The 8,988-nt window shown below is 68.0% G+C and carries 8 protein-coding genes and 1 pseudogene; 8 read left to right on the top strand and 1 reads right to left on the bottom strand.

The genetic code is table 11. The features are described 5' to 3' along the window. The 3 genes and pseudogenes from ABWP09_RS11580 to ABWP09_RS11570 form a co-directional block, all read left to right on the top strand. Window positions 1-233: pseudogene (locus tag ABWP09_RS11580) on the top strand (pyridoxamine 5'-phosphate oxidase family protein); the annotation flags it as partial. Beyond that, window positions 230-694, top strand: a complete 465-nt coding sequence (locus ABWP09_RS11575) for a nuclear transport factor 2 family protein (RefSeq protein WP_353205290.1) — start codon at window positions 230-232, stop codon at window positions 692-694. The pseudogene ABWP09_RS11580 and the gene ABWP09_RS11575, both read left to right, overlap by 4 nt. 77 nt (window positions 695-771) lie before the next feature. Beyond that, complete coding sequence (locus tag ABWP09_RS11570; protein ID WP_353205289.1) at window positions 772-1,302, top strand: phosphoribosyltransferase; 531 nt, start codon at window positions 772-774, stop codon at window positions 1,300-1,302. A 10-nt stretch (window positions 1,303-1,312) separates the two neighbouring features. On the opposite strand, the gene ABWP09_RS11565 is transcribed toward ABWP09_RS11570, so the two are convergent. Then, a complete protein-coding gene (locus ABWP09_RS11565) occupies window positions 1,313-2,323 on the bottom strand; it encodes a YncE family protein (RefSeq protein ID WP_353205288.1) in 1,011 nt (336 codons plus the stop codon). A gap of 188 nt (window positions 2,324-2,511) precedes the next feature. Between ABWP09_RS11565 and ABWP09_RS11560 the strand changes: the two genes are divergently transcribed. The 5 genes from ABWP09_RS11560 to ABWP09_RS11540 form a co-directional block, all read left to right on the top strand. Continuing rightward, on the top strand, window positions 2,512-3,189 hold the full coding sequence (locus ABWP09_RS11560; protein WP_353205287.1) for a response regulator transcription factor: 678 nt from the start codon (window positions 2,512-2,514) through the stop codon (window positions 3,187-3,189). Next, entirely contained in the window at window positions 3,182-4,513 is a 1,332-nt protein-coding gene (locus ABWP09_RS11555) for a sensor histidine kinase (protein ID WP_353205286.1), read from the top strand. Before ABWP09_RS11560 ends, ABWP09_RS11555 begins: the two co-directional genes overlap by 8 nt. Next, window positions 4,510-5,790: a TolC family protein gene (locus tag ABWP09_RS11550; RefSeq protein WP_353205285.1), complete on the top strand. Its 1,281-nt coding sequence runs from the start codon at window positions 4,510-4,512 to the stop codon at window positions 5,788-5,790. The genes ABWP09_RS11555 and ABWP09_RS11550 overlap by 4 nt, the downstream gene beginning before the upstream one ends. Continuing rightward, complete coding sequence (locus tag ABWP09_RS11545; RefSeq protein WP_353205284.1) at window positions 5,787-6,821, top strand: efflux RND transporter periplasmic adaptor subunit; 1,035 nt, start codon at window positions 5,787-5,789, stop codon at window positions 6,819-6,821. The genes ABWP09_RS11550 and ABWP09_RS11545 overlap by 4 nt, the downstream gene beginning before the upstream one ends. Continuing rightward, window positions 6,818-8,988, top strand: a 2,171-nt coding sequence (locus ABWP09_RS11540; protein ID WP_353205283.1) for an efflux RND transporter permease subunit, incomplete at its 3' end; no start/stop codon positions are given. The genes ABWP09_RS11545 and ABWP09_RS11540, both read left to right, overlap by 4 nt.

The following is an 8,988-nucleotide window of genomic DNA, read 5'->3' as shown; positions in this document are numbered from 1 at the left end:
GGGCGCGGATCAGCGACGATCCCGCGACCATCGCGCAACTGATGCCCGCCGGGTACCGCGCGCGGGGAGAGCAGGCGGTGTTGTTCGAAATCGACGCGTGGGACGTCAATTGCCCGCAACATATTCCGCGCAAGATCGACATTGCTGATGTCGAATCCGCGCTGGCCGGGCTGCAGGCGCGGATCGCCGAGCTCGAAGCCGAGAATGCCGCCCTCAAAGGAATCACGCCATGAGCCGTCCCCCGCTGCCGCCCTTCACCGATGAAACCGCTGCGCAAAAGGCGCGCTTGGCCGAGGATGCGTGGAACAGCCGCGATCCGGCGCGCGTCGCCTTGGCCTATACGGTCGACAGCCAGTGGCGGAACCGTGCAGAGTTCATCGTCGGGCGCGACGCGATCGAAGCGTTGCTGACGCGCAAATGGGCGCGCGAGCTCGATTATCGCCTGATCAAGGAGGTTTGGGCGCACGCCGACACCCGCATCGCGGTGCGCTTCGCTTATGAATATCGCGACGATAGCGGCACCTGGTTTCGCGCGTATGGCAATGAGAATTGGCAATTCGATGCCGACGGCCTGATGGAGCGCCGGCTCGCCAGCATCAACGAACATCCGATTGCCGAGTCCGCGCGCACTTTCCACTGGCCGCTCGGCCGTCGCCCCGATGATCACCCCGGATTGAGCACGTTCGGGTTCTAGCGCATCGTGCGGGAGTTGCCCGGATTGGCGCGGCCCGTTACTCCGCACTTTCCTCTCGCCACCGGAATCATCGCATTATGGGCACCGCCGTCGAGCCGCAGCTTCATTATGTGACCGATGCAGACTTTCTGCGCGACGTGCGCGGCGTGGTGCGCAGCGTTGTCGCGGATGGCTGGAAGCCCGATTTCGTCGTCGGGGTCGGGCGCGGCGGGCTCGTTCCGGCGGTCTATGTCTCGCACGCGCTGAACGTGCCGGCGCTTTCGGTCGATCATTCGTCGAAGGTTGCCGCGTTCGGCACCGAATTGCTCGGCAAGCTCGCCGCGAAAAGTGCGGCCGGCACGACGCTGCTGTTCATCGACGACATCAACGACAGCGGCGGCACGATCGACGACATCCGCCGCTTGCTGGTCGAGTATGGGTGCGACGCGAGCAAGATCCGGTTTGCGGTGTTGCTCGACAACATCCGCTCAAAAGCGCGCGTCGAGTATCGATCGCAAACGATCGATCGCGCCGCAGACAAACGCTGGTTCGTTTTCCCGTGGGAGGCGGTCGGCACCGCCGAGACGATCGTCGCGGAAGCCGTGTCGGTGCCGCACCGCCTGGCGTGAACGCCCGCGTTTACCCGCGCTTGACGACGATCACATGGAAAGACCCGGCGATCGCCACGGGCCGACCGCCCGCCGTCGCCGGTGGCGCGAAGCGCGCGGTCGGCAAGTATAGCGTTCCGTCGGCGGGATCGAGCGCGCCGGTGCGCGCGCCGATTTCGGTCTTGATCGTCTGCACGACCGTGCTGCCCCCGGCGGTGTCGAGCGCGATCACCGCCAGCGTGCCATCCTTGCCGCACGGAATGAAGGCGAGCCGGCGGGCGGAGTCCAGGATCACCGCGTCAGGCCCAAGCCCGATGGCGAGCAGCTTGACCAATTTGCCCGTCTTCGTGTCGACCAAGGCGGCCTTACCATTGCCGCACGCGCTCAGAAGATAGCCGGTCTTGGCATCGAAGCCGAGCCCGGTCGGGCCGGTACAGCCCGGCAAGGCGATCGCGGGGCCAGCTTTGCCGGTCGCGAGGTTCGCCGTCTCGATTTCGTTTTCGTCCTCATTATTGACGTACAGCGTGTCGCCCGCGCCAAGCACGCCGAACTCGAGGCCGGGCTTCAGCACGATCGTGCCGGTCACCTTGGCGCCGGCGACATCGATCAGCGACACCGTCCCGGCCTTGGCGTTCATGACGACCGCGCGCTGTCGGGCCATATCGTAGAACGCCGCATCGGGGTCGCTGCCCACGGCAATCTTCGCGCGCTCGGTACCGTTGCGCAGATCGAACAGGCGGACGCTGTCATCGCGCCCGCTGGTGACGAGCAGTGTCGTGCCGCCGGGGATCGGGACCACGGCATGTGCTTTCATGATCGTTCCGAACGAGCGCACCGCATCGCCATTTAGCGGATCGATTTCGGTCACGACATCGCCGTGCGCGACATACACCCGGTGCGTCGCGGGATCGACCTGGACATAGTCCCATCCGCCATCCGGACCGACGATGCTGCGGTTGATCGTGTAAGTGGGTGCCGGGGCGGCAGCCATCATCACCCCGGCGGCGAGGGTGACGAGCAGGCGACGGGCGAAATGCGGCATCGTGGAGCCTTTCGGGCAGGGGAGATACGCTGCGTCTTTGCCGGACGCCACGGCTTGCGGCGAGGCCGAAACGCCGATCCGGCGCGAGGTTGGGATCTTTCATAAATCCGCCGACCTTTTTGGCCCGCGTTAACGAACATTGGGAAATCCTATGCGCATCACGCATTGCGGCGCGCTATGGACGGGGGATGCATGTGCTGCTTGCCGAAGACGATGTCGAAACCGCGGGATTCGTCGCAAGCGGGTTGCGCGCGCTTGCGCACAGCGTGACGCACGTCACGACCGGCGATGCGGCGTTGCAAGCGGCGAACGACGGCGGTTTCGACGCCGTCATCCTCGATCGGATGCTTCCCGAGATCGAGGGGCTGGAGGTGCTGCGTCAGCTCCGGGCGCGCTCCAACCGCGTGCCGGTCCTGCTGCTCACCGCGCTTGGCGGCATTGCCGACCGGGTCGACGGGCTGGATGCCGGGGCGGACGATTATCTGGTCAAGCCGTTCGCTTTGGTCGAGCTGGCTGCGCGGCTGAATGCGCTCGCCCGGCGTTCATCCGGCGCCGATGCGGCGACCCGACTTGAGGTTGGCGATATCGTGCTCGATCTGCTGCGACGCGACGTAACGCGGGCCGGGCGGACGGTGTATTTGCAACCCCGCGAATTTGCGCTGCTGGAGCAATTGATGCGCCATGCCGGGCGGATCGTGACGCGCACGATGTTCCTCGATCTGGTCTGGGGCTTTCATTTCGATCCGCAGACGAACATCGTCGAAAGCCACCTTAGCCGCCTGCGCACCAAGCTGCGCGAAGGCTTTGCCGACGATCCGATCGAGACGATCCGCGGATCGGGTTACCGGATGCGCGTCGATGCTTAAGGTGAAGTCCAGCGCGGCCTATCGCATCGCCATTACCTATTCCGCCGCGTTCGCGCTGGCCGTCGTTCTGCTCGGCGCCGCGATGTACCAAGTGGCCGACGCAGATTTCCGACGCCAGCAAGACGGGCTGCTCAAACAGGAAACGGCGAACCTCGCGCAGGAATATGATGAAGGGGGATTACCCGATATCGTCAGTGCGATCGCAACGCGCGAAGCCGGGAGTTCGATCAAAGCCTTTGGCTATGCGCTGTTCGATCGTTCGGGCCGACGCATCGCAGGATCGCTCGATACGGCCCGGCCGACGCTTGGACTGGGCGCGATCGCGTTCCGGGATCCGATCGAGGGCCCCGACAGCGCCCGCGCTGATTCGCGCGATCTGCGCGACGGGTATCGCCTCGTCGTCGCGCGCGACACCGAAATCATGGAGGGTATCGATCGCACGATCGTCCTCCTGTTCGGCGGCGCGTTCGTTCTGGTGATTGCGTTCGGCGTGGTTGGTGCGGTGATGTTGGGGGGCTATCTGCAAAAGCGGCTCGACCGGATCAGCGGGGTCGCGCGCGCGATCATGGCCGGCGATATGGCGCAGCGCGTCCCGGTCGGCGCGCGCGGCGACGAATTCGACGCCGCCAGTGCCGCGCTCAACATGATGCTCGATCGGATCGGGCAATTGATGGAGAATCTGCGTCAGGTGTCGAGCGACGTGGCGCACGATCTGCGCACGCCGCTGCTGCGCCTCCGCAATCAGCTTGAGCAGGTCGGCACGGTCGAGGGAGCCGCCGCGCGCGCGATCGAGCAGGGCGATGCCGTGCTTGCCTTGTTCGCGGCGCTGCTCCGCATCGCCGAGGTCGAGGGTGGCGGGCTCACGCGCAGTTTCGTGCTGGCCGATGTCAGCGCGCTCACGATCGATATCGCCGAGAGCTTCGCGCCGGCCTTTGCCGATGGCGGTCGCCGCCTTACCTGGTCGGTCGCGCCGGGCATCGCGGTGCTCGGCGAGCGCGAGCTGATCGCGCAGGCGCTGGTCAATCTGCTCGACAATGCGCGCCTGCACACGCCGCCGGGGACGCGGATCGAGATCAGGCTCAGTGCCGACGACAAGACCGCACGCTTGTCGGTGCGCGATGACGGGCCGGGCGTGCCGGTCGCCGATCATGCGCGCATCCTGCAGCGCTTCGCGCGCGGCGAGGCGAGCCGCACGACGCCGGGCAATGGCCTCGGCCTCAGCCTGGTCGCGGCGGTGGCGGCGGCGCATGGCGGTAGCGTTGCGGTCGCCACGAACGATCCGGGCTTGTGTGTGACGCTGACCGTGCCGAAAGTCGCGGCATGAAGCGGTTGCTGATCCCGTTACTGCTGCTGAGCGGATGTGCGGCCTATACCCCCGATCCGCTCGCGATGGTGCCGGTCGAACGGCCGTACCCGACGCCAGTTACGATCGATCTGGCGCGGCCGCTCGACGGGAATGCCGTGGCGACGCTCGCGCTGCTCGCCAATCCCGATTTGCGTGCGGCGCGGGCGCGCGCGGGCGTTGCCGACGCGCAGGCGTTTGCCGCGCGGCTGCTGCCCGATCCGACGCTGAGCATGGGCGTCAGCCAGGTGCTCGCCGGACCCGATCCGTTGCTCGATCTGGCCAGCGCGCTCGGCTTTGATCTCAACATGCTGCGCACGCGCGGAGTCCGCCTGGCGCAAGCGCGCGCGGCAGCGCAGCAAGTGCGGCTCGATCTGGCGTGGAGCGAATGGCAAACGGCGGGGCAAGCGCGGTTACAAGCGGTGCGGATCGTCGCGCTCGAACGCGGCGTCACGCTGGCCGCGGCGTCGCGCGACACGGCGCGGTCGCTGCTCGATCGCACGACGCGGGCGGCGGGACGCGGCGATCTTGCGGCGGATCAGATCCAGGCCGCGCGGCTCGCCGCCGCCGATGCCGAGGTCAAGGCGCGCAGCACTGAGAAGGACCTCGCCACGGCGCGCTTCGAACTGACGCGGCTGCTGGGTTTGCCACCGACCGCGATCCTGCGGCTCGCGCCGATGTCGGACGGTGATCGCCCGTTCGATGCCACACGGCTGTTTGAGATCGCGCGCACCAACCGGACCGATTTGCGCGCGCTGGAAGCGGGCTATGCCGCGCAGGAAGCCGCAGTGCGCAAGGCGGTGCTCGACCAGTTTCCCACGCTTGGTCTCAGCATCGGGTCAAGCCGCGACACGTCGGGCAATGTCATCGTCGGGCCGTCGGTCGATTTCACGCTGCCGCTGTGGAACCGCAATCGTGGCGGCATCGCGATCGAGCGCGCGACCCGCGCTGCGCTCAAGGCCGAGTATGACGCACGGCTGTTCCGGACGCGCGCCGAGATCGCGGCGGCGGTTGCTGGGATCACGATCGCGCGGCGACAGCGTGACGCGGTGCTGCGCGATGTGCCCGCCGCACGCCGCTATGCCGAGGCGACGCGGCGCGCGGCGACGCGCGGCGATCTGTCGATCGCGACCGCCGAGACCGCCGAGCAAGCCGAACGCGACAAGCAAGCGCTGCTTTTGCAAAGCACGCAGGACATTGCCGAGCAAATGATCGCGCTGGAATTGCTCACCGGTACGCTGCGAGAGGCCTGGACGTGACCCCGAAATCGATCGCGCTATTCGCGGCGCTGCTGCTTGGTGCCTGTTCGGGGAGCGCCGAAGAGGAGGCGACCGCGCCCGTACCGGTTGCGCTCGTGACGCTTGGGCGTGCCGAGCCAGGGACGCTGGCCGAGCAAGTGACGCTCTACGGCATGGCCGAGGCCGGGCCGGGCGGCAGACTGACCTTGTCCGCGCCGGCCGAGGCGAGCGTCGTCGCGATTGTGGCGCCGGTCGGCACGCGCGTCGCTGCCGGCGCGGTGGTCGCCCGGCTCGCCGCGTCGCCGACGACGCGCGTCGATTTCATCAAGGCAGGCAGCGACGCGCAGGCCGCCAATGCCGCACTCGCGCGCGCCGAGCGGCTCAAGGCCGATGGTCTGGGCAGCAATGCCGAGGTCGAGACAGCACGCGCGGCGGCGACCAGCGCCAATGCGACCCGCGCCGCGATGGCCGCGCGCACCGGCGGACTGACGCTGCGCGCACCCGCCGCCGGGATCGTCGAGACGGTGACGGCGGCACCGGGCGACCTCGTCCCGCCGGGCGCGGCGGTCGCAACGATCAGCCACGCGTCCGATCTGCGCGCGCGCTTCGGGGTCGATCCCGCGCTCGCCCGCAGCTTGCGTCCGGGAACCGTGCTGCACGTCTCCGCCAGCGGTGGCGCGACCGCATTCGATGTGCCCGTCGAGACGATCAACCCCGCCGCCGACGCGCAGACCCGGCTCGCCTCGGTGTTCGCGCGCCTTCCCGCCGCCATCGGGATCGGCGCGGGCCAGACGCTCAGCGCGACCGCCGACGGAACCGCGCGCGCTTCGGGCAATGCGCAACTGACAATTCCCTATGCCGCGTTGCTCGACGATGGCGGTCAAGCCTATGTCTATGTCGTGGCGCGCGGGGTCGCGCATCGCCGCGACATCACCGTTGGCGTGGCGCGCGGCGACCGCGTTGCGGTATCGGGCGCGGTGCGGGCGGGGGAGGCGGTGGTCGTCGCTGGAGGGACTGCGGTCGAAGACGGCATGACGGTGCGAACCAAGTGACGTCGGCGATCGAGCGGCACGCCCGCGCGCTGTGGCTGGCGGCGGTGCTGGTCGTGCTCGGCGGGGTGTTTGCGGCGACGCATCTGCCGGTCAGCCTGTTCCCGCATATTGATTTCCCGCGTGTCGTCGTCTCGATCGATGCGGGCGAGCGCGACGCGACGCAAATGGCGGCGGAGATTACGCGCCCGATCGAGACCGCGCTGCGCGGCGTTCCGGGCGTCACGCGGATCCGCTCGACCACCAGTCGCGGCGCCGCCGAAGTCGCGCTCGATTTTCCGTGGAAGCAGGACATGGTTGCCGCCACGCTCGCGACGCAAGGCGCATTGGCGAGCGCGCTGCCCGATTTGCCCGCCGGTACCCGCTTCGCGGTGCGCCGCTCCGATCCGACGATCTTCCCGGTGCTCGGGATCGCGCTGACCTCGCGCTCGCTCGACCAGAACGCGCTGCGCCAGATTGCCGAGCTGCAAGTCCGCCCGGCGCTCGGCGCAGTGCCGGGGGTGGCGGGGATCGACATTTTGGGGGGCGCACCGCGCGAACTTGCCGTTGATGTCGATCCGGCCAAGGCGCAAGCGCTCGGGCTCTCGCTCGATGCGATCGCCGCCGCATTGGGCAAGGCGAACAGCGTGACCGGCGTCGGACGCTTGGAGGATCGCCACCGGCTGTATCTCGTGCTCGCCGAAAACCGGCTGGGCGGGATCGCCGATATCGCCGCGACCCCGGTAAAAGCCGGTGGCAGCGCCGGCGCAGGGCTCGTGACGCTCGGGCAGATCGCCGAGATCCATCCTTCGGTCACGCCGGGATTTACCAAGGTCACGTCGGGCGGGCGCGATGCGGTGCTGGTCAACATCCGCCAATCGCCTGACGGCGACAGCGTGCGGATCGTGCAGGAGGTCGATGCGCGGCTGAAAGCGCTGGGATTGCCGCCGAGCGTCACGGTCACGCCGTTCTACGACCAATCCGAACTCGTCTCGGCTGCCGCCGATGCGGTGCGCGACGCGATCCTGCTTGGTGCGGTGCTGGCAGGCGTCGTGCTGTTCGTGTTCCTGCGCTCGGGGCGGTTGATGCTGATCACCGGGCTTATGTTGCCCGCCGTGCTCGCGGGGACGTGCCTGTTGCTGTTCGCGTTCGGCATGAGCTTCAACATGATGACGCTGGGCGGAATGGCGGCGGCGGTCGGGCTGGTGGTCGATGATGCCGTGGTCATGCTCGAACATATCATGCGGCGCTTGCAGGAGGGCGCGACCAAGGTCTCCGACGCTGCGGCCGAAATGGCGCGCCCGTTGTTCGGGTCGACTGCCGCGACGATCGTCGTGTTCACCCCGCTCGCCTTTGTCAGCGGGCTGACCGGCGGGTTCTTCAAGGCGTTGGCGCTGACGATGGTCGCGGCGCTGGGGCTGTCGCTGCTGTTCGCGCGCTATTTGCTGCCGCTGGTCGCCGCGCGCTGGGTCCGTGCAGCGGACATTGCGGCGGCGGATCGTGCGGGGAAGTCGCTCCAGCGGCTCGACCGGATCAATGCCCGCGCCGCCGAACGCGCGCTCGCGCGGCCGGGGCTGTTCGTCGCCTTGCTCGGGATCGGCATGGCGGTGCTTGGCGTTGCGGCGTGGATCCATGTCCCGTCGGGCTTTATGCCCGCGATGGACGAGGGTGGCTTCATTCTCGATTACAAGGCGCAATCGGGCGCGGCCTTGTCCGACACCGACCGGCTGCTGCGTCAGGTCGAGCAGATCATCACCGCCACCCCCGAAGTCGCGAGCTATTCGCGGCGGACCGGCGCGCAGCTTGGCGGCGGGCTGAGCGAGGCCGATGAGGGCGATTATTTCATCCGGCTGAAGGGCGGATCGCGCCGCCCGATCGAAGCGGTGATGGCCGATGTCCGCCAGCAAGTGCAGGCGAAGGTTCCCGGCCTCGCGATCGAGACCGCGCAGTTGATGGAGGATCTGATCGGTGATCTGACCGCCGTGCCGCAACCGGTCGAGATCAAGCTGTTCGGCGACGATCCTGCCGCGCTGAAGGACGCCGCCAAGCGCGTCGGCGCGGACATCGCAAAAGTGCCGGGCATCGTCGAAGTGGTCGATGGATTGCGCGTCGCGGGCGACGCGTTGGTGGTGAAGGTCGATCCGGCGGCGGCGCTCCAGCACGGGCTCGATCCGGCAGCGGTGTCGAGTCA

The sequence above is a fragment of the Sphingomonas sp. genome (genome assembly GCF_040398505.1).
Classification (GTDB): Bacteria; Pseudomonadota; Alphaproteobacteria; order Sphingomonadales; family Sphingomonadaceae; genus Sphingomonas.
Note: the sequence above shows the minus strand (reverse complement) of the source record. Positions and strands in the feature narration are given on the sequence as shown.